Annotated in this window: 20 protein-coding genes; all 20 read left to right on the top strand. The window is 52.2% G+C overall.

Going from position 1 to position 20,692, the window contains the following annotated elements:
* The first annotated feature begins 60 nt into the window (after positions 1-60).
* The 20 genes from sleB to PEH01S_RS19590 all read left to right on the top strand — a co-directional run bounded on the left by sleB (position 61) and on the right by PEH01S_RS19590 (position 20,679).
* The gene (gene sleB, locus PEH01S_RS19685; RefSeq protein WP_127487553.1) at positions 61-867 is read left to right on the top strand and encodes a spore cortex-lytic enzyme; all 807 of its coding nucleotides are present in this window, start codon (positions 61-63) and stop codon (positions 865-867) included.
* A 97-nt stretch (positions 868-964) separates the two neighbouring features.
* The gene (gene yfmF / locus PEH01S_RS19680; RefSeq protein ID WP_127487582.1) at positions 965-2,269 is read left to right on the top strand and encodes an EF-P 5-aminopentanol modification-associated protein YfmF; all 1,305 of its coding nucleotides are present in this window, start codon (positions 965-967) and stop codon (positions 2,267-2,269) included.
* Positions 2,270-3,562: an EF-P 5-aminopentanol modification-associated protein YfmH gene (gene yfmH / locus PEH01S_RS19675; RefSeq protein ID WP_025850691.1), complete on the top strand. Its 1,293-nt coding sequence runs from the start codon at positions 2,270-2,272 to the stop codon at positions 3,560-3,562.
* Positions 3,552-4,313 carry an elongation factor P 5-aminopentanone reductase gene (gene ymfI, locus PEH01S_RS19670; RefSeq protein ID WP_025850690.1) on the top strand — a complete coding sequence of 254 codons (762 nt, stop codon included), beginning with the start codon at positions 3,552-3,554 and terminating at the stop codon, positions 4,311-4,313. Before yfmH ends, ymfI begins: the two co-directional genes overlap by 11 nt.
* 76 nt (positions 4,314-4,389) lie before the next feature.
* A complete protein-coding gene (locus tag PEH01S_RS19665; protein WP_025850689.1) occupies positions 4,390-4,644 on the top strand; it encodes a DUF3243 domain-containing protein in 255 nt (84 codons plus the stop codon).
* A gap of 244 nt (positions 4,645-4,888) precedes the next feature.
* The gene (locus PEH01S_RS19660; RefSeq protein ID WP_127487580.1) at positions 4,889-5,725 is read left to right on the top strand and encodes a hypothetical protein; all 837 of its coding nucleotides are present in this window, start codon (positions 4,889-4,891) and stop codon (positions 5,723-5,725) included.
* Between the two features lie 87 nt (positions 5,726-5,812).
* Positions 5,813-6,592: a DUF3388 domain-containing protein gene (locus tag PEH01S_RS19655; RefSeq protein WP_025850687.1), complete on the top strand. Its 780-nt coding sequence runs from the start codon at positions 5,813-5,815 to the stop codon at positions 6,590-6,592.
* Between the two features lie 40 nt (positions 6,593-6,632).
* A complete protein-coding gene (locus tag PEH01S_RS19650) occupies positions 6,633-7,514 on the top strand; it encodes a helix-turn-helix domain-containing protein (protein WP_127487551.1) in 882 nt (293 codons plus the stop codon).
* A 355-nt stretch (positions 7,515-7,869) separates the two neighbouring features.
* A complete protein-coding gene (locus tag PEH01S_RS19645; protein WP_025850685.1) occupies positions 7,870-8,361 on the top strand; it encodes a YajQ family cyclic di-GMP-binding protein in 492 nt (163 codons plus the stop codon).
* A 142-nt stretch (positions 8,362-8,503) separates the two neighbouring features.
* Positions 8,504-9,832 (top strand): 30S ribosomal protein S12 methylthiotransferase RimO, encoded by a 1,329-nt coding sequence (rimO, locus tag PEH01S_RS19640; RefSeq protein WP_025850684.1) that lies wholly within the window; start codon positions 8,504-8,506, stop codon positions 9,830-9,832.
* Positions 9,829-10,416, top strand: coding sequence for a CDP-diacylglycerol--glycerol-3-phosphate 3-phosphatidyltransferase (gene pgsA / locus PEH01S_RS19635; RefSeq protein WP_025850683.1), 588 nt, complete (start codon positions 9,829-9,831; stop codon positions 10,414-10,416). The genes rimO and pgsA overlap by 4 nt, the downstream gene beginning before the upstream one ends.
* Positions 10,417-10,454: 38 nt before the next feature.
* Positions 10,455-11,702: a competence/damage-inducible protein A gene (locus PEH01S_RS19630; RefSeq protein ID WP_127487549.1), complete on the top strand. Its 1,248-nt coding sequence runs from the start codon at positions 10,455-10,457 to the stop codon at positions 11,700-11,702.
* 184 nt (positions 11,703-11,886) lie between these two features.
* Positions 11,887-12,942, top strand: a complete 1,056-nt coding sequence (gene recA / locus PEH01S_RS19625) for a recombinase RecA (protein ID WP_025850681.1) — start codon at positions 11,887-11,889, stop codon at positions 12,940-12,942.
* 65 nt (positions 12,943-13,007) lie between these two features.
* Positions 13,008-13,715 carry a RecX family transcriptional regulator gene (locus PEH01S_RS19620; protein ID WP_127487547.1) on the top strand — a complete coding sequence of 236 codons (708 nt, stop codon included), beginning with the start codon at positions 13,008-13,010 and terminating at the stop codon, positions 13,713-13,715.
* Positions 13,716-13,968: 253 nt separating this feature from the next.
* Positions 13,969-15,513, top strand: a complete 1,545-nt coding sequence (gene rny / locus PEH01S_RS19615; RefSeq protein WP_025850679.1) for a ribonuclease Y — start codon at positions 13,969-13,971, stop codon at positions 15,511-15,513.
* 96 nt (positions 15,514-15,609) lie between these two features.
* On the top strand, positions 15,610-16,404 hold the full coding sequence (locus tag PEH01S_RS19610) for a TIGR00282 family metallophosphoesterase (RefSeq protein ID WP_127487545.1): 795 nt from the start codon (positions 15,610-15,612) through the stop codon (positions 16,402-16,404).
* Between the two features lie 119 nt (positions 16,405-16,523).
* Positions 16,524-16,784, top strand: coding sequence for a stage V sporulation protein S (locus tag PEH01S_RS19605; RefSeq protein WP_006286829.1), 261 nt, complete (start codon positions 16,524-16,526; stop codon positions 16,782-16,784).
* Positions 16,785-16,902: 118 nt separating this feature from the next.
* Positions 16,903-17,847 carry a dipeptidase gene (locus tag PEH01S_RS19600; RefSeq protein ID WP_127487543.1) on the top strand — a complete coding sequence of 315 codons (945 nt, stop codon included), beginning with the start codon at positions 16,903-16,905 and terminating at the stop codon, positions 17,845-17,847.
* 226 nt (positions 17,848-18,073) lie between these two features.
* Positions 18,074-19,825, top strand: a complete 1,752-nt coding sequence (locus PEH01S_RS19595; protein WP_127487541.1) for a 2-oxoacid:acceptor oxidoreductase subunit alpha — start codon at positions 18,074-18,076, stop codon at positions 19,823-19,825.
* On the top strand, positions 19,813-20,679 hold the full coding sequence (locus tag PEH01S_RS19590) for a 2-oxoacid:ferredoxin oxidoreductase subunit beta (protein ID WP_025850675.1): 867 nt from the start codon (positions 19,813-19,815) through the stop codon (positions 20,677-20,679). The genes PEH01S_RS19595 and PEH01S_RS19590 overlap by 13 nt, the downstream gene beginning before the upstream one ends.
* The last annotated feature ends 13 nt before the right edge of the window (positions 20,680-20,692 follow it).

The raw sequence follows: 20,692 nt of genomic DNA, 5'->3' as shown, positions 1-20,692 counted from the left end.
CTTTCTCATAATAACCTTAAAAAGGTTGCCATAACGAAGGCGGGAAAGGTGAGTATCAGAATGAATAAACGATTGATCATCATCACGCTTGGCCTGGTATTTATTCTGTTTGCCGGATTTCAGCTCAAGCAGCATCTGAAGGTGCAGCAGACGTTCAGCAAGAACGAAATCCGCTACGGAGCGTCCGGCACGGCCGACGTATACGAGCTCCAAGGTCGCTTGAAGCATCTCGGGTTTTATTACGGCAAGGTGGATGGCGATTTCGGCTATCAGACCTTAAAGTCGCTTAAATGGTTTCAGTCCGAATTCGGATTGAAGGTTGACGGTGTCGCTGGGGACAAAACGAAGCTGAAGCTGTGGGAAGCAACAAAAGGCTGGAGGGCGAAAACCGAAGATCTGCCTCCTTGGGTTGCCGGCGCCGGACAAGGGCAAGCCCCCCAAGGCGGAGGCGCGGCCGGCGCCAATGTGCCGCCGGCGAACGCCGGTATACCGCGCTCCAACCGTCTCGGACTTTCCGAGCAGGACCTGAATCTGATGGCTAATGCGGTACATGGCGAAGCGCGCGGAGAGCCGTATATCGGCCAAGTCGCCGTTGCCGCCGTTATTCTTAACCGGGTTCAATCGCCAAGCTTTCCGAATACGGTCTCGGGCGTCATTTTCCAGCCTGGAGCGTTTACAGCCGTAACGGACGGACAAATATGGCTGACGCCGAACGAAACGTCTCGCAAGGCGGTTCAAGACGCGCTGAACGGGATGGATCCATCCGGCGGATGCATTTATTATTTCAATCCGATAACGGCGACGTCCAAATGGATTTGGTCCCGTCCACAAGTTAAGCAAATCGGCAAACATATTTTCTGCAAATAGCGCATGTAGTAGAAGTAACCATCTTCACGGTTGCTTCTTCTGTTTATAGAGGAATATAATGGAATATACCCGGGAAGGCGGAAGTGAAGCCATGATGATGAGAGGAGTTGTTTCGTCTTTGAAGCAAATACGATTCGAACGGGGAACGGTGCAGGGCGTGCGTGTGCATGTGCTGCCGACGGAGCAGTTCAAAACTTATGCAATATCCGTCTATGTGGGCAGTCCGCTGCAGGAGGATACGGTTACACCTAATGCGCTTATTCCTTTTGTGCTTCGGCGCGGCAGCAAAACCTACCCGGAAACGAAGCAGTTCCGCGAGAAGCTGGACGATTTGTACGGGGCCGGTTTCGGGTTTGACGTGTACAAGCGCGGGGATTACCAGATGCTACAATTCCGCATGGATGTGATTCAGGACGATTTCGTTTCGAGTCCGCAGCCGCTGCTTGATCAAGCCATTCAATTTTTGGGCGAAGCGATTACGCAGCCGGCGATGGAAGGCCGAACCTTGGTCCGCAAATATATCGATTCCGAGAAAACGACGCTGCAGAAGCGGCTGGAGTCTATCGTTAATGACAAAATCCGCTATGCTGCGGAACGGTGCATCGCCGAAATGTGCAGCAACGAGCCGTACCGGCTCCATCCGCTTGGCACGATCGATCGTATCCCATCGATCGACGCAGAGGGCTTGACCGAACGGTATGAAGCCTTGCTGCGGCAGTCGCCGATCGATATTTATGTGGTAGGCAATACGAAGCTGGAGCAGGTGCTTCCCTTGATTGAACGCTACTTTGCGGCCAGGGGCGAGCGTTCTTCGGACTACTCGCTCAGAGCCGAGCACCGCAGCGTCGGTCAAGTGAAGGAAGTCGTCGAGCGTCTCGATGTAAACCAAGGGAAGCTGAATATGGGGCTTCGCGTGCGAACCTCGTATGCGGACGATTCGTACCCGTCGGCGCTGCTATATAACGGGATCTTGGGAGGATATCCCCATTCCAAGCTGTTCACCAACGTCCGCGAAAAGGCGAGCTTGGCCTATTATGCCTCCTCCCGCTTGGACGGGCACAAAGGCATCTTGACGATCCAATCGGGCATCGAAATCGCAAATTACGAGAAAGCTGTCTCGATTATCAAGGAACAGCTGACAGCCATGGAAGAGGGGCAAATCAGCGATACGGAGCTGCAGCAGACGAAAGCGATGATTACCGGACATTTGCGCGAGCTGCAGGATTCGGCCTTCGAGCTGATCGCTTTCGATTTCAACAACCGTCTGTCCGGCGCCGACCGCACGGTTCCGGCATTGATCGAAGCGGTGGAGCAAACGGATAAAGAGCAGATCCGCCGGATGGCCCGTCAGGTGCAGCTGGATACGATTTATTTCTTACGTGATAATAAAGGGGGGCAATAAATGCGCACGATCCCTTATCCGCATGTAAAGGAAACGTTGTACACCGAAGAGCTTCCGAACGGATTGAGCGTGTTTGTTTTACCGAAGGAAGGCTTCCAGAAAACATATGCCACCTTTACGACAAAATACGGCTCGATCGATAACGATTTTCAGGTCGAAGGCGAAGCGCGGCGCAAAGTGCCGGACGGTATCGCGCATTTTTTGGAGCATAAAATGTTCGAGGAGCCGACAGGGGATATCTTTTCCGTGTTCGCCGCCCAAGGGGCTTCTGCCAACGCCTTCACAAGCTTCGATCGCACGGCCTACTTATTTTCCGCGACGGAGCACATCGAGGAAAACTTGTCGACGCTGCTGAACTTTGTGCAAAATCCGTATTTTACGGATGCAAACGTGGAGAAGGAAAAAGGCATTATCGGCCAGGAAATCAATATGTACCGGGACAATCCGGACTGGCGGGCCTATTTCGGACTGATCGAAACGATGTATCATAAGCATCCGGTACATATCGATATTGCCGGAACGATCGAATCCATCGGTGAAATTACGAAAGAAATGCTGTATGAGTGCTACCATACGTTTTATCATCCGAGCAATATGAGCTTGTTTGTCGTAGGCGGGGTCAACCCGCAGGACATTATGGAGCTGGTCAAACGGAACCAAGCGGGGAAAACGTTCAAGCCGCAGGGGACGATCCACCGTTATTTTGAAGATGAGCCGGACCAAGTGAAGGCTCCGCGTAAAGTGACCGTGCTGCCGGTCTCGCTGCCCAAGTGCTTGTTCGGGTGCAAGGAGCCGGGGCAGCCATTGCGGGGACGGGAGCTGCTGAAGCGGGAACTGACCATGAAGGTGCTGCTCGACATTTTGGTAAGCCCCAGCTCGGCCATTTACCAGAAGCTGTACGACGAGCAGTTAATTTCCGACAGCTTCGGCTCCGAGTACAATATTGCCGAAAATTATGCGTTTACCGTGATCGGCGGAGATACGAAGGATCCTGAGCGATTGATCGGCCGCGTGCAGGAAGAAATCGACCGGGTCAAAGCGGACGGGATTGCCTCCGCCGATTTCGAGCGCAGCAAGAAGAAAAAAATCGGCGCTTTCCTGCGCCAGCTCAACTCGCCTGAAGCGATCGCCAATGAATTTACGAAATACCGGTTTAAGGGCATCGATTTATTCGATATGCTGCCCGTGTATGAAGAGTTGACCCTGGAGGATGTCAACGAGCGGCTGCGCGTGCATTTCGATTGGAGCCGTCTGGCCGCTTCGATTGTGACAAGTGAAGCGAATGGAACCTAGTCATAGTAAGCCTTTTCCGGAGCAAACGGTGCTCGTCACGGGGGCGAGCCGCGGGATTGGCGCCGCGATCGCTTGCCGTTTCGCTTCGGTGGGCATGAATGTGGTCATCCATTACCTGAATTCGCACGAAGGGGCGAACGAAACGGCCCGCACTTGTATGAAGCTGGGGAGCCGCGTGTTAACGGTAACGGCAGACCTGCGGTCGAGGGAGCAAATCGAACGGATGCAGGAGAAACTGGCGCAGCACGGTCTTGTCCCCGATATTTTGGTCAATAATGCCGGTATTTCGCATTACGGCCTCTTTTCCGATTTGGAGGAGGCCCAGTGGGACGAAATTATGGACATCAACTTGAAGGGCGCGTTTCTGATGACGCGTCAATTTATGCCGGCCATGATCCGTCAAAAGTACGGCAGAATTATCAACGTGTCGTCGATTTGGGGCATCTCCGGCGCTTCCTGCGAGGTCGCTTATTCGACCGCCAAGGGCGGCATAAACGCCTTTACGAAGGCGTTGGCGAAGGAGCTTGCGCCGTCCGGGGTCACCGTGAACGCCGTAGCTCCCGGCGCAGTCGATACGTTGATGATGGCAGGGTTTGACGAGCGGGAGAAAGAGATGATCGAAAACGATATTCCCGTCGGCCGCTTCGGGAAACCCGACGAGATCGCGTCGCTCGTCTATTTCCTCGCGCTCCCCGAATCCGGTTACATCACAGGGCAAATTATCAGTCCCAACGGGGGCTGGCTGACTTGACGTCCCGTATAAATCCTTATCGAAATGCAAACATTAATGATGTAACGACATTCATTTCGATAAGGAGGATGCATACATGGCTACGGTGCTTAAAGTGTTCGACCGTTGGAAAGAATTTTTGGGAGAGCGTGTAGAACAAGCGGAACGGGCAGGGATGACGGAGGAGACGATCTCGCAGCTCGCTTTCCAAATCGGTGAATTTTTGTCTGATAAAGTCGATCCGGAAAATAAAGAAGAACGGGTGCTGAAGGACCTGTGGGACGTATGCGACGAAGAGGAGCGCAAGGTCATGGCCCGGGCCATGGTCAAACTGGCTAAAGCAAATCATTAATTATCCGGCATTTTACATGAGCCTCCTGTCCAGGGAGGCTTTTCTTATAGATATAGAATTTATAAGTTATCAGCGGAGCTGATTGAATTGGATATCGCAAGAAAAGCTTCCGTTAAAACACGAATGTACTTTCCCGAAATGGCTTCGATAAGATGCTCTTCTTATGTTCCTGCACGAGTTGGCTTCGCGGGCGGTTTTCTTATATACTGGTATAGACGAACGGGAGAAAGAGGTTGAACCGCAAGTGAAGAAGCTGAAACGTTTGTTTGTAGGAATAGGCATTCTAGGTTTGCTTAGCGGCTGCGGCAAAAACATCCCGGCGATCGATCCTGCCTTGCTTCAAGCAAAATCGTCGATTCTCGTCGTAACGGGGCAGGAAATGCCGGACGATGTGAAAACCGCTCTGCAAACGGCACTCGTCAATTGGCGCGATAAAAAGCAGACGGCCTTCGAATGGATGGACAATACGACCGCGCTGACCGAAGACCAGCTGTCCAAAATTAAAACCAGATCTTATGACTATATCCTTGTCGCCGGACATAATTTAGTACAAAATACGCTTCCCGCCGCAGCGAATATCCCGGAACGCAAGTGGGTAATGCTGGACGACCAGCTGGCGCGGCAATCCCCTGTGGTCAGCGGCAGTAACATTATGGTAAAGCTGGTCCCGGAGGACCGGTTTCGGAAGGAATGGAGCGAGTGGGTAAGCCTTCAGCTTGACAATGGCCGGGCGATCGAATGGGTAACGACATCGGCTTATCCGATTCCGTCCGAGTGGGCGCCTTCCGAAGAAGCGGAATATATTAATCTCGCCGACGCCGAAGGCTGGTATACGCAGTTTCAATTCCAGGTGAACAGCCACGGGCCGGCGTGGATCGCGGTATTCGCTCCGCTGGAAGCGGCGCAATTACAGAGGCTGAAGGCTACGCAGGTTCCGGTGATCAACATGGCTGCCACCGGTATCGAGCTGCAGTGGGGAGGCATACTTGCATCCATTGAAGACATGATGGCCAAGAAAGCATGGATGCCGGGGATTCAGCCATATTCGGACGCCGAAGCGAAAATCAATAAAAATTTGTGACTTTCTTCCCTGAAACGGGGAGGATTTTAGCGAATATTGTAGAATTCTTTTGTAATCAATCACAAACCTAGGATCGGAGAACGACGGATGATAACGGAAACAAACGAAATCAAGCAGTGGTACATGGAATACCGAATCCACAAAAACCGTCCGGGTCTTCTCGGGGACATCGCCTCCCTGATGGGGATGCTCGATATCAATATCGTTACCATCAACGGGGTGGATAACCGCACCCGCGGCATGCTTTTGCAGACGAATGATGAAGAAAAAGTTGAATTAATGGGTAAAATGTTGAAAAAAGTGGATAATATAACTATAACGGCATTGCGTCCGCCCAAGCTGGTCGATATTCTTGCCGTCCGTCACGGCCGTTATATCGAACGGGATTCCGACGACCGGAAAACGTTCCGTTTTACCAGGGACGAACTGGGACTTTTGGTCGATTTTCTGGGCGAGCTGTTCAAACGCGAAGGCAACCATGTGGTCGGACTCCGCGGGATGCCGCGCGTAGGCAAGACCGAGTCGATTATCGCCGGAAGCGTCTGTTCCAACAAGCGTTGGACGTTCGTCTCCTCGACATTGCTCCGTCAGACGGTACGCAGCCAGCTTTCCGAGGATGAAATGAATCCGAACAACGTATTTATTATCGACGGGATCGTCTCGACGCTCCGTTCCAACGAGAAGCATCATATGCTGCTGCAGGAGATTATGGCGATGCCTTCCACCAAGGTGATCGAGCATCCGGATATTTTTATCCGGGAATCACAGTATACATACGATCATTTTGACTGCATCGTGGAGCTTCGAAATACACCGGACGAAGAAATTACATACGAGACGTTCACGGCCGGATTTGACGAATATTAATGCCCTGTCCAGGTTCTGAGCGTCGGAAAGGGGTGACCACGTGTCCGATCTGGGTCAATTGCTAAGAAAAGCCAGAATCGAGAAGAAAATATCTCTCGATGACCTGCAGGAAACAACCAAGATTCGCAAACGGTATCTGGAAGCGATTGAGGACGGCAACTATAAAGTGCTGCCCGGGAACTTTTATGTCCGGGCTTTTATAAAGAGCTATGCCGAAGCGGTCGGGCTGGACCCGAACGAAGTGTTGAACATGTATCAGAATGTCATCCCGCAACCGGAGCCGGAGCAAATCGAACCGATCCGCACCAAGCGGACCACCCGCAATACGGAACGGCTCGGGAAGTGGGCGTCCAATGTGATGGTCATTTCCTTCGTCGTGCTTATCCTTGGGGTCATTTATTACTACATGAGTCAAAGCTATACCGGGAATACGAATGATGCGACGAAGGAGCTGCCGAAGAAAATTACCGATAAAGTCGAGCCCGCTGCCCAGACGCCCGACCCCGGAAATACCGGAGCGAACGGAACGAATGGCGCGAACGGAGCGCTTGCGGATAACAAGCCGGTGCAGGTGCCCACGCCGCCCCCGACACCGCCTCCGACAACGGAGGTTAAGCTGGTCAAAAGCGAGCGGGGAACCGATTATTATACGGTTGCCGGTACGGATAAGCTGAAAATCGAAATGAAAGTGACCGGGGATTCGTGCTGGATCGAGGTCGATTCGCCGCCTGGCCCGAATAAAACGGTGATCGATTCCACGACGTTCAAAAACGGGGAAACGAAGACGTGGGATTTGACCGATGCGGCTTTCTTGATTTTCGGAAAAGCCAATGCGGTTGAACTAACCGTTAACGGCTCGCCGGTTGTCGTAGGCGATCAGCCGAACGTGAAAAAAATTCAAGTCGATATTCAAAAGCCGTAGCATAAACCTCCGGCAAAATGGAAATACTGGACATCGTATACATGGGTTCATTTGCCTGAAGGATGTGCCGACCGGACTGCCAGTTGGATGGTTGCCGGGCTTGCGTGCCGGTCCGCATGCTCGGCTGGTATTTGACACCGGATGCTTGGAGCTGCGGAATATTCGGTTTCGGGTTGGCCCACATTCTGCTGGGGGTTCTTGACATGTTTCGCCGTTAGGCCGACAACGACAACGCTTAAGTTTCCAGCGCATTTGAACAATACGGCTTCAAGACACGCGAAAGCTTTGTGCTGAGGGTGTCTTTTTTGTTACAATAGAGGGCGTGGAATTTAGAAAAGAAAGGGGAGCGGAGTTTGTGAGCAGTGAAAACTCGTTTGATATCGTATCGAAGCTGGATCTTCAGGAGCTGAACAACGCCATTAATCAGGCGGAAAAGGAGATCGCGACACGTTTCGATTTCAAAGGAAGCAAGAGCAGTATTTCGTTGGAAAAAGAAGAGTTGGTAGTTGTCTCCGACGACGATTTCAAGCTTCAGAACGTATTGGACATTTTACAGTCCAAGATGGCGAAGCGCGGCATATCGCTTAAAAATTTGGAGTATGGCAAAGTCGAGCCTGCTGCAGGCAGTACGGTGCGTCAACGCATTAAAGTCAAGCAGGGGATCGATCAGGACAACGCCAAAAAAATCAACGTGCTGATCCGCGATTCCAAGCTGAAGGTGAAAAGCCAGATTCAAGGGGATCAAATTCGGGTAACCGGAAAAAGCAAGGACGACTTGCAGCAAGTTATAGCGCTGCTCCGGAAGGCGGATCTTCCGCTCGAACTTCAGTTTATCAATTTCAGGTAAGGCCAAGAACGGTTCGGCTGCCTTACGGAAACGGGTCCGTAAGGTATTTTTGCTGCTTTTGACACCTTTTCACGCGGTATATTATACTTGAACCAAACCGTTTAGTAGTAAAAGGTACTAACCATGGTGGAGGATTTCAGACATGACAGAGAAAGTGAAAGTGGTTACCTTAGGATGTGAGAAAAACCTGGTCGATTCGGAGATCATGTCCGGGCTCGTGCATGAGCGCGGGTATTCCCTGGTTAACGATAAAGAAGAAGCGACCATCATTATTGTAAATACATGCGGATTTATCGATGCAGCCAAAGAGGAGTCCGTCAACACGATTCTGGATTTGGCGGAGCTGAAGGAGACGGCCAATCTCAAGGCGCTGATCGTATCAGGCTGCCTGACCCAGCGGTATAAGGAAGAATTGATGAAAGAGATGCCGGAGATCGACGGAATCGTCGGGACCGGGGATTTCCACAATATCAACGACATTATCGATCAGGCGCTGGTCGGCCGCAAGCCTGTGATGGTCGGCAATCCGGTGTTCAACTACGAGCAGAAGCTGCCGAGAAGGATGGCGACTCCGCGCTATACGGCTTATGTGAAAATTGCAGAGGGCTGCGACAACGCCTGTACGTTCTGCAGCATTCCGATCATGCGGGGCAAGTTCCGCAGCCGTTCCGTCGAATCGATTTTGGACGAGGTGGCCCAGCTTGCATCGCAGGGCGTCCGGGAGATCAGCCTGATCGCACAGGATTCGACCAACTACGGGACGGATCTGTACGATACGTTCATGCTGCCGGAGCTGATGAACCGGGTAAGCGCCGTGCCGGGCATCGAATGGGTGCGGCTGCATTACGCGTATCCCGGCTTTTTTACGGACGAGTTGATCGATGTCATTGCCAACAACCCTAAAGTGTGCAAATACATCGATATGCCCTTGCAGCACAGCGAAGACAGCATCTTGAAGCGGATGCGGCGTCCGGGGCGTCAGCGGGACGCACGGGAGCTGATCCGCAAAATCCGCGAACGGATTCCGGGCGTATCGCTTCGTACGTCGATTATTGTCGGTTTCCCAGGGGAAACGGAAGAAGATTTCGAGAATCTGAAATCGTTTATCCGCGAAGTGAAATTCGACCGTTTAGGCGTCTTCACTTATTCCAAGGAGGAAGATACGCCTGCTTCCCGTCTGCCGGACCAAGTGCCGGACGAAGTTAAAGAATACCGCTCGAACGTGCTCATGGAGCTGCAGCGCGAGATTGCAAACGAGCGCAACGGCGAGCGCATCGGTCAAGTGATTGACGTTTTGATCGAAAAATACGACGGTCGCAACGACGTCTACGTGGGCCGGTCGCAGTACGATGCTCCCGAGATCGACGGGGAGGTATTTGTCGGCGGCGGGCAGCTCAAAATCGGCGAAATTGCCAAGGTTCGCATTACCCACTCATTCGAGTTCGACTTGTCCGGGGAGGTCGTGGCATGAATCTGGCCAACCGGATCACTCTGGCGAGAATATTTCTGGTTCCGATCATCATGTTATTTCTGCTCGTCAACGTTAAGTTTCCGCACATTCGCATCGAGCAGTTCAGCATTACGTACAACCAGATTATCGCGGCGCTGATCTTTATCGTAGCCGCCAGCACCGACAGTTTGGACGGATATATCGCCAGAAAACGGAAGCTTGTCACCAATTTGGGCAAGCTTCTGGATCCGCTGGCCGACAAGCTTTTGGTGTCTGCCGTATTGATCTCGCTCGTTGAAATGAACAAGGTTGACGCTTGGATCGTCATCGTGATCATCAGCCGCGAGTTCGCCGTCACCGGCTTGCGGCAAATCGCTTTGCTCGAAGGGTCCGTCATCGCGGCCAGCAAATGGGGGAAATGGAAGACGGCGGCGCAGATTACAGCCATTATCGCACTGCTTATCAACAATTTTCCATTTGCGTTCATCAACTTCCGCTTCGACATCGTAGCCAGTTGGATTGCCGCTATCATCACGATTTATTCGGGCTTCGATTATTTTATCAAGAACAAGCATGTCATTAACTTTAGCGATCAAAAACAGTAGGGACAGCCTATTGTTTTTGTGCTGTTTGGAGGCGTACCGTGAGAGCTGAGATCATAGCCGTCGGCACCGAGCTGCTGATGGGACAAATCGTAAATACGAATGCGCAGTACTTGGCCAAAGGCCTTGCGGATATCGGCGTAGGCGTTTATTTCCAGACGGTCGTCGGCGACAACGTCTCGCGGATCAAAGAGTCGCTGCATATCGCCAAAGGCCGTGCGGATCTCATTATTTGCACGGGCGGACTCGGACCGACGCAGGACGATTTGACGAAGGACGTGCTGGGTGAAGTGCTCGGGCAAAAGCTTGTCATTCATGAGCCTTCGATGAATAAAATGACCGAAATGTTCCAGCGGCGGGGCATCCCGATGGTGGAAAGCAATGCGCGGCAGGCGCTGATGCTGGAGCAAAGCGACCCGCTGCCCAACGATACGGGGCTTGCGGTAGGCGTAGCGGTGACGCATGAGGGTACGCATTACATTTTGCTTCCCGGCCCGCCCAAAGAGATGAAGCCGATGTTCGACCGGTATGCCAAGCCTTGGATTGAATCCAAGATGGACCATGTGCAGCCGCTTTACTCGATCATGCTGAAATTCGCGGGGATCGGAGAGTCGGCGCTCGAGCATGCCTTGATCGATTTAATCGAGGCGCAGACGGACCCGACCATTGCTCCTTATGCCAAGGAGGGGGAGGTGGCTATCCGGCTCACAACGCGCGCTTCCTCGGCCGACGAGGCGATGGCCAGACTCCGTCCGCTGGAAGCGGAAATCCGGGGCCGGCTGAACGAGCACATTTACGCGGCAGAAGACATTACGCTGGAGCAGCAGGTGCTGCGAATGCTTGCGGAGAGCGGGCAAAAGCTTGCCGTCGCCGAGAGCTGCACGGGAGGCCTGCTCAGCGATTTGCTGACAGCCGTTCCGGGGAGCTCGCAATCGTTTTTGGGGGGCGTCATTTGCTACTCCGTGGCGTTAAAGCATAAGCTGCTCGGTGTTCCGATGGATCTGCTGGAAGGGCCGGGCGCGCCCGGCGCCGTCAGCGAGGAGACCGCGGCGGAGCTGGCCCGCAATACGCTTCGTCTGCTGGATGCGGACGTTGCCGTATCGATTACCGGCGTCGCAGGGCCGGACGAGACGGAAGGCAAGCCGGTCGGCTTGGTTTACGCAGGTCTCGCGCACCGGAACGGACAAGCCTTTGCCATCAAGCTCCAGCTGTCCGGCAACCGCGAAACGATCAAGCTGCGGGCAGCCAAAAGCGCGCTCTATCACTTGTGGAAAACGATAAAATCATAGTTGCCAGAAAAGCCAAAATAAAGTATAATAGATTTTAGCGGAAGAACCGTAACATTTTGAACCAAATGTGTTACGGTTTTTCTTTTGCCAAGCAAGCGAATGTATGTTCGGAAAAATGCTTGTCAGCCGATTCAAAACACGGTAATATGGTATCAGCAGATAAATAAAAAAGGACGTGATTCTTTTGTCAGATCGGCGCGCAGCCTTGGAAAATGCCCTTCGTCAAATTGAAAAGCAATTCGGGAAAGGTTCGATCATGAAATTGGGCGAATCAACCCATATGCAGGTAGAGACGATCCCGAGCGGATCGCTGGCCTTGGATATCGCCCTGGGCATCGGCGGATTTCCGCGAGGTAGAATTATAGAGGTATACGGGCCGGAATCGTCCGGTAAAACGACGGTAGCGCTTCATGCCATCGCCGAAGTTCAGAGAGTCGGCGGCACCGCGGCGTTCATTGATGCGGAGCACGCGCTGGACCCGTCGTATGCAAGCAAGCTCGGCATCAACATCGACGAGCTGCTGCTTTCCCAGCCCGATACGGGCGAGCAAGCGCTGGAAATTGCGGAAGCGCTGGTGCGCAGCGGCGCGGTTGACATCATCGTCATCGACTCGGTTGCGGCTCTCGTACCGAAGGCCGAAATCGAAGGCGAGATGGGGGACTCTCACGTCGGCTTGCAGGCCCGCCTTATGTCGCAGGCGCTGCGGAAGCTGTCCGGGGCGATCAACAAGTCTAAGACGATCGCTATCTTTATCAACCAATTGCGCGAGAAGGTCGGCGTAATGTTCGGCAACCCGGAGACGACTCCAGGGGGCCGCGCGCTCAAGTTTTATTCGTCCATCCGGCTTGACGTACGCCGCGTAGAGACGATCAAGCAAGGCAACGATATGGTGGGTAACCGGACCCGGATCAAAGTCGTCAAAAACAAAGTAGCGCCTCCGTTCAAGCAAGCGGATATCGATATTATGTACGGCGAAGGCATTTCCAAGGAAGGCAGTATCGTCGATATCGCCACCGAGATGGATGTCATCCAAAAGAGCGGCGCATGGTATTCTTACAATAACGACCGCCTCGGCCAAGGACGTGAAAATGCGAAACAGTTCTTGAAGGAAAACCCGCATATCGCCGACGCCATCGAGAAGAAAATTCGTGAGAACAGCAATCTGATTCCGGTGGTCGGACCGAATACGGACGACGAGTCCGAAGAGGAAGAATTGGCGCTGTTTGAAGAGCAAGAATAACGTTCCGGCACCTTTAATCCAGATTAAAGGTGCCTTTGCCATTTTCAAGGGAGGTACTTGGATTCATGACCGAGCAGGATAGGCCGCAGCTTCAATCGGGGCTGATTACGAAGGTGGAACGGCAGCGCAGGGGGCCGCACCGTTATAACATTTATATCGACGAGTCCTTTGCATTTTCGGTCCATGAGGACTTGATGATCAAGCACAGGCTGCTTAAAGGCGAAGCTGTCGAAGCGGCGCAGCTTGAGCAGATTTTGGCCGAGGACGAAGCGCATAAAGCTTATTTGGATGCGATCCGTCTGCTCTCCAGCCGGCTCCGGTCCGAACACGAAATGAAGGCCAGGCTAAAGCAAAAAGGGTATACCCCGGAAATCACGGCAGCGACGGTCGAGCGTCTGGCGAAGGAAGGCTACTTGAACGACGAGCAATTTGCCGAGCAGCTCGCCAAGCAGCGCCTCGAATCGCAAAAAAAAGGGCGGCATTGGATCAAGCAGGAGCTGCAGCAAAAAGGAATCCGCAAAGATCATATTCAAGCGGCGATGGAGCAGGTGGACGAAGAAACGGAATTTGAGATGGCGTATAGCCTTGCCTCGAAACGATACCATTCCGAGTTGGCGAAGGATCCGTTGAAGGCCAGGCGTAAAATTGCCGGCTTCCTGCAGCGCCGGGGCTATCCGGGAACGGTCGTTAGCAAAGTGCTCGCGCGTCTGCCTCGAAAAGGACCGGAAGGGGACTGGGACGAAGAGATGCTCCCCGAGGAAGAGCAATTCTAGCAAATATGGAAAACGTGATCATGCGAAGGACGGAATATCGTCTCATTCGGACCGAACACCTTGACAAGCTTCTTTGTCAAAAGATAAAATAATCATGTAAATGCGATACACAGAATCTTCCTGAACAGCCTGAGGAGGATTCGAACAAAGTAAAATCGCCAATTTTTACTTTTTACTAGCGCTTGTAGAATGGATTAAACAACCTGATTATCCCAAGCTTACCCCTTGGAGAAACAACGAGGAGGTGAACTGGATGCCTACGACAGTCATCTGGATCATAGTCGTTCTCGTTGTTGGTGCTCTATGCTTCGGGATCGGTTATTTTATCCGCAAGTCCCTTGCAGAGGCGAAGATTTCCAGTGCTGAACATGCTGCCGAGCAGATCAAGGAAAATGCCCGTAAAGAGGCAGAAGCACTGAAGAAAGAAGCGGTTCTGGAGGCGAAAGACGAGATTCACAAGCTCAGAACCGAAGCTGAAAAAGACATTCGTGACCGTCGAAATGAAACTCAACGACAAGAGAGACGATTGTTGCAAAAAGAGGAATCGCTGGATAAAAAATTAGAATCTCTTGAGAAAAAAGAGGAGCAGGTCGCCAACAAGGAGAAACGAATCGAAGAAACCCAAACGCAAATTGATCAGATTTATAGAGATCAAGTTGCCGAGCTGGAGCGAATTTCTGCGTTGACGATGGACGAAGCCAAACAAATTATTTTGACCAACGTAGAGCAGGAAGTTCGCCATGAAACCGCTCAATTGATCAAGGAAATCGAACAGCAAGCCAAAGAAGAAGGCGACAAAAAGGCCAGAGAAATCATTACTCTCGCTATTCAACGCTGCGCGGCCGACCATGTGGCCGAAACGACCGTATCGGTCGTAGCGCTTCCGAACGAAGAGATGAAGGGCCGGATTATCGGCCGCGAAGGCCGCAACATCCGGGCGCTGGAGACGCTCACCGGCATCGATTTGATCATCGACGACACGCCGGAAGCCGTCATTTTGTCCGGATTCGACCCGATTCGTCGGGAAATCGCCCGAACTTCGCTTGAGAAGCTTGTAGCGGACGGACGAATCCATCCGGCCCGCATTGAAGAGATGGTCGAGAAGTCCCGCAAGGAAGTCGACGAGCGGATCCGCGAATACGGAGAGCAAGCGACGTTCGAGACGGGTGTACACGGCCTTCATCCTGATCTGATCAAAATTTTGGGCCGACTCAAATTCCGTACAAGCTACGGTCAAAACGTGCTAAAGCATTCCATGGAAGTGGCTTACCTTGCCGGACTGATGGCAGGAGAACTCGGAGAAGACGTGACATTGGCGAAGCGTGCCGGTCTCCTTCATGACATCGGGAAAGCATTGGATCACGAAGTGGAGGGCTCTCACGTCGAGATCGGCGTTGAGATCGCCAAGAAGTACAAGGAGCATCCGGTGGTCATAAACAGTATCGCTTCGCATCACGGCGACTGTGAAGCCACCTCGGTCATCGCTATGCTGGTCGGCGCGGCTGATGCGCTCTCTGCTGCAAGACCGGGCGCGCGCCGGGAAACGCTCGAAACGTACATCAAAAGGCTCGAGAAGCTCGAAGAGATCTCCGAATCGTTCGAAGGCGTCGAGAAGTCGTATGCGATCCAAGCCGGACGCGAAGTCCGCGTAATGGTTCAACCTGAGAAGGTGGACGATACTGAGGCATTCCGACTGGCAAGAGACATTACGAAGAAAATCGAAAGCGAGCTCGATTATCCGGGCCACATCAAGGTCACGGTCATTCGGGAAACGCGCGCTGTAGAATACGCCAAATAATTGCATACACTACAGAGGGAAGTGGCGATGTTGCCACTTCCCTCTCTAATTCAACGGAAAGTTGCAGTAAATTAAAGCGAGTAGGGGGAGAGTCCGATGAAAATACTGTTCATTGGAGATATTGTCGGTTCGGTCGGCCGAAAGGCGTTGAAAACGTGCTTACCGACCCTCAAAAATAAATATAACCCGCACTGGATCATCGTGAACGGAGAGAACGCGGCGGCAGGGCGGGGCATCACGGCCGCTATCGCCAAAGACTTCTTCGAGCTTGGCGTGCATGGGATCACGATGGGCAACCATACGTGGGACCAGAAAGAAATTTTCGATTTCATCGACAAGGAAGACCGGATGGTCCGGCCGGCCAATTTCCCAAAGGGAACTCCCGGAAAAGGGATGACGTTTATCAAAGTAAAGGACATCGAGCTGGCTCTCATCAATTTGCAGGGACGAACCTTTTTGCCTCCGCTTGACTGTCCGTTCGAGAAAGCGAACGAGCTGGTAGAGCAGGCCAAAAAAAGGACGAAGTACGTGTTCCTGGATTTTCATGCCGAGGCCACATCCGAGAAGCTGGCGATGGGCTGGCATTTGGACGGTAAAGTATCCGCCGTCGTCGGGACGCATACGCATGTGCAGACGAACGACGAACGGGTGCTGCCTCAAGGCACGGCCTATGTGACGGATGTAGGCATGGTCGGCCCACGGGACGGCATTCTCGGGATGGAGCGGAACGCCGTGCTGCAAAAGTTTAAAACCCAGCTCCCTGTCCGCTTTGTCGTGGACGAAGGCAAGTGGCATTTTCATGCCGTCAGCATCGAGCTGGATCCGGCAACAGGGCTCGGAAAAAAGATTCAATTGATTCGCTTGGACGAAGAGGCGATTTTGTTCGATTGAATTGACGCGCAATTCAAATATTTTCGAAAATACCATCTTCGGGCAGAAGGAATTAACCGCAAATTCCTAGAATATGATTAGTACTGGAAGCAATCATCATTCCCGAGGAGGTACTTTTCATGGAAGTATTAAAAGTGTCAGCAAAATCCAACCCAAATTCCGTCGCAGGCGCGTTGGCTGGAGTATTGCGTGAACGCGGGGCTGCTGAGCTCCAGGCCATCGGGGCAGGAGCTCTCAACCAAGCGATTAAAGCCGTGGCCATCGCGCGAGGATTTGTGGCTCCCAGCGGGGTTGATTTGATCTGCATACCAGCATTTACGGATATTGTCATCGACGGGGAAGACCGGACAGCCATTAAGCTGATTGTAGAACCGAGATAATGGCTTTGCAGCTTATAGCCGAACGACCAAAGCACCTGTTTACTTCTGTAGACAGGTTTTTTTTGGTTTTTTTTATTTTGGCTAAGAGTCAAGCTTGCTTCCAAGGAGGGGATAGCCGATGAAGGTGATCGACGGGCACTGTGATGTTTTGCTTAAAATGTACGAGAACCCGGCCATTGATTTTTTCGATCCTCATGTGAACGCATTGGACGTATCTTATGCAAAAATGGTGCAAGGGGGCGTAAAGCTGCAATTTTTTGCGATTTATTTGCCTGAACGTATAACTCAGCCGCAATTTGACCATTACTTGGAATATATAAATATTTTTTATCAGAAAGTGATGCGGGACCCGCGCATGAGGCAGGTAAAAAAACGCGCCGATTTGGAAGCGGCTCTGACGGGCAATCAGACCGGAGCGATGCTCACGCTCGAAGGTGCGGATGCGCTGCAGGGGAACCCCTTGTATCTTCGGACGTTATACCATCTGGGGGTCCGAATGATCGGAACGACTTGGAACTACGCCAATTGGGCGGCGGATGGGGTGCTTGAGCCAAGACAGGGCGGGTTTACGCGGCGTGGCAAAACGTTTATTAAAGACTGCAACGATTTGGGTATGCTATTGGATGCGTCCCATTTGTCCGAGGCGGCGTTCTGGGATTTAGCGGGGGCCTCGGCCAAGCCTTTCGTAGCGACGCATTCCAATGCCAGAGCCGTGTGCGGGCATCCGAGAAATCTGAACGACGGGCAAATCCGGGAATTGATCCGGCGGGACGGACGCATCGGCGTAACGTTCGTTCCCTGGTTCGTGCAGCAAGGCGGGCTAGCCTCCATGGATGGTGTCCTAAAGCATGTCGAGCATATTTGCTCGCTGGGGGGCAGTGGCCAGCTTGTGCTCGGATCCGATTTTGACGGCATCGATCAATGGATCCCCGGACTGGAGCATGCGGGAAAGATCCCGCTCCTGACGGAAGCTTTGCTTAGACGGTTTCCGGAGGAACTGGTGAGAGGGTTCATGTACCGCAACTGGTTTACGTTCTTACATCGTCATTTGCCTGTTCATTAAAAATTAACATCTGATTTGTAGATATAAGACAACTAAACTATTCTCTAATCGATATGGATTTGATCTAAAAAAGCTATCTATGCATTTTGTCGAAAACCCTTGCTTTTTACGTGTATTAGTCATAGAATTTGATGAGACAACTGAAAGATTTTTTTTATATGAATATGAAATCTTTACAGTTCATGGTTTAGCTGCATGTCAGCGAAATTAAAAGGAGTGGACAACGTTGATTAGCCAATTATCTTGGAAGGTCGGAGGACAACAGGGGGAAGGCGTGGAAAGTACCGACAAAATCTTTTCCACGGCATTGACCAGACTGGGGTACTACTTGTACGGGTACCGCCATTTTTCCTCGCGGATCAAAGGCGGCCACACAAACAATAAGATCAGAATCAGTACGAAGCCGATTCGCTCCATTTCCGACGATTTGGACATTCTCGTGGCCTTTGACCAAGAAACAATTGATGTGAATGCGCACGAGCTGCGCGAGAACGGCGTAATCATCGCCGACGCAAAGGTTAATCCGGTCATTCCGGAAGGCGTTAAAGCAAGACTGTTCCCGGTGCCGATTACGGCGATTGCGGAAGAGCTTGGCACTTCCTTGTTTAAGAATATGGCTGCTTCCGGCGCATCTTGGGCTTTGCTTGGTTTGCCGCTTGAAGTGTTTAATAAAGCAGTAGAAGAAGAGTTCGGCCGCAAAGGCGCTGCCGTGGTGGAGAAAAACGTGGAAGCGGTTCGCAAAGCCGCCGAGTTCGTTCTCGAATTGACTGGCGGTCCGCTGCCGGAATTCCAGCTGGAGCCTGCCGACGGCAAGCAAAAGCTGTTCATGATCGGTAACGATGCTATCGGTCTTGGCGCAGTAGCTGCAGGCTGCCGCTTCATGCCTGCCTACCCGATCACGCCGGCTTCCGAAATTATGGAATACTTGATCAAGACGCTGCCGAAATTCGGCGGAACGGTTATCCAAACCGAAGACGAAATCGCGGCATGTACGATGGCCATTGGGGCCAACTACGGCGGCGTTCGCGCCCTGACGGCTTCCGCAGGTCCCGGTCTTTCCTTGATGATGGAAGCGATCGGCTTGGCCGGTATGACGGAAACGCCTGTCGTTATCGTCGATACGCAGCGCGGCGGTCCAAGTACGGGACTTCCGACGAAGCAGGAGCAATCCGACGTGCTTGCCATGATTCACGGGACGCACGGCGAAATTCCGAAAATCGTTCTGTCGCCTTCCACCATCGAAGAGTGCTTCTACGACACGATCGAAGCGTTCAACCTGGCGGAAGAGTATCAGGTTCCGGTTATTTTGCTGACAGACCTGCAGCTTTCCCTGGGTAAACAAACAAGCGAATTGCTCGATTACAATAAAATCCAGATCAAGCGCGGCGAGCTGCAAACCGGCGAACTGCCTGCTCTGGGCGAGAACCAAATGTTCAAACGCTATGAATTCACGGAGAACGGTATTTCGAAGCGTTCGCTGCCGGGTCAAAAATACGGCATCCACCATGTAACCGGGGTTGAGCACGCCGAAGACGGACGTCCGTCGGAAAGCCCGGTTAACCGTAAGAAAATGATGGACAAACGTTTGGGCAAAATGAAGCAATTGAAAGTAACGAATCCGATTCTGGTCGACGCTCCTCATGAAGAGCCGGACCTGCTCATCATCGGTATGGGCTCCACTGGCGGCACGATTGACGAAGCAAGACGCCGTCTGGCCGATAAAGGCATGAAAACGAACCACATCACTGTTCGTTTGCTGCACCCGTTCCCAGTGGAAGAGATCAAGCCGTATCTGGAAAAAGCGAAAACGGTCGTTGTTGTTGAAAATAATGCTACCGCTCAGCTCGCTTCCTTGATTAAGCTGAACGTTGGCTATGCCGATAAAATTAAGAGCATGTTGAAATATGACGGTAATCCGTTCTTGCCTGCCGAAATCACTAAATACTGTCAGGAGTTGAACCTTGTATGGCAACGTTAAAAGATTTCCGTAACAATATCAAACCGAACTGGTGCCCAGGTTGCGGCGACTTCTCCGTGCAAGCGGCTATCCAAAGAGCGGCTGCCAATGTCGGTCTGGAACCGGAACAGCTTGCGGTTGTCTCGGGGATCGGCTGCTCCGGCCGGATTTCCGGTTACATCAACGCTTACGGATTCCACGGTGTTCACGGACGTTCGTTGCCAATCGCGCAAGGTCTCAAAATGGCTAACCGCGAACTGACGGTCATCGCTGCAGGCGGTGACGGCGACGGCTTCGCGATCGGGATGGGTCATACGGTTCATGCGATCCGCCGAAACATCAACATCACCTATATCGTTATGGACAACCAAATTTACGGCTTGACCAAAGGCCAAACGTCGCCCCGCAGCGCCGAGGGCTTCAAGACGAAATCGACGCCGTCTGGCTCCATCGAGTCCGCGCTGTCGCCGCTTGAAGTAGCGCTGGCTGCCGGAGCTACGTTCGTTGCTCAATCGTTCTCCAGCAACCTGAAGCAGCTGACGAACTTGATTGAAGAAGGTATGAAGCATGAAGGCTTCTCCTTCATCAACGTATTCAGCCCGTGCGTCACGTTCAACAAAGTGAATACGTACGAATGGTTTAAAGAGCATATCGTCGATTTGGAAGAAACGCCGGACTATGATTCTTCCAACCGTGTGGCAGCCATGACCAAAATCATGGAAACCAACAGCCTCGTGACGGGACTTATCTATCAAGATAAAACCAGAAAAAGCTACGAGGATATGGTTGCAGGCTTCAAGCCGGAAGCTCTCGCGAAGCAAAATATCAAAATTACCGAGCAAGAGTTTGAAAAATTGGTGGCAGAATTCAAATAATTTTCCGAAATTT

The sequence above is a fragment of the Paenibacillus ehimensis NBRC 15659 genome, assembly GCF_004000785.1.
GTDB lineage: Bacteria > Bacillota > Bacilli > Paenibacillales > NBRC-103111 > Paenibacillus_G > Paenibacillus_G ehimensis.
Note: the sequence above shows the minus strand (reverse complement) of the source record. Positions and strands in the feature narration are given on the sequence as shown.